This window comes from Pseudomonas sp. EA_65y_Pfl1_P113 (assembly GCF_963970525.1).
Lineage (GTDB): Bacteria > Pseudomonadota > Gammaproteobacteria > Pseudomonadales > Pseudomonadaceae > Aquipseudomonas > Aquipseudomonas tritici.
In genome coordinates this window covers 1-660 of record NZ_CAXAQM010000196.1, presented here as the reverse complement: position 1 = coordinate 660, position 660 = coordinate 1, and the positions used below count along the sequence as shown (strand labels likewise).

The 660-nt window shown below is 64.8% G+C and carries 1 protein-coding gene; it reads left to right on the top strand.

Features of this window, described 5'->3' with window-relative positions; all coding sequences use genetic code 11:
• Nucleotides 1–660, top strand: a 660-nt coding sequence (locus tag AACY52_RS29090; RefSeq protein ID WP_339561183.1) for a glycerophosphodiester phosphodiesterase family protein, incomplete at both ends; no start/stop codon positions are given.

The following is a 660-nucleotide window of genomic DNA, read 5'->3' as shown; positions in this document are numbered from 1 at the left end:
ACAGACGTGCGCGAAACGCGCGACGGCTATCTCGTCATCATGCACGACGACAGTGTCGACCGTACCACCGACGGCAGCGGCAAGGTCGCCGATCTCACTTTGGCCCAGATCAAGCTATTGCACCTGCGTCAGGGCGAAGGCGGCCCGGCGGCGGCAATGACTGATCAGGCCGTGCTGACGCTCGACGAGATGCTGGAACTCGCGAAGGATCGGATCGTCCTCAACCTCGACGTGAAGGACGCCGTCTATCCGCAAGTCATCGCCGCCGCGCGCAAAGCCGGTGCGCAAGATCGCGTGACGCTCAAGACGCGGGTCGGTGCCGGATCGCTGCCGCTTGCAGCAATGGCACCGTATGACGAAGTGGCGTTCCTGGTGATCCCGCAGGATGTCGATGATCGCGACCTCGCCATCGCCGATATCATCTCCGCGCAGATGGCGGGCAGCGTGAAGCCTGTTGGCATCGAATTGCCGTATCGCCTGCCATTGTCGATGCTCGCGACGGTTTCGGCACGCGCGCGATCGCTGGGTGTGCGGCTTTGGGTGAACATGCTGGACGGCAATTTCGTGGTCGGCGCGGGCAGCGACCGCGACGCTCTGCGGGCCCCGGATGCGGTGTGGGGTGCGCTCGTCCGCGCCGGTGCCTCCATGTTGCTGACCGAC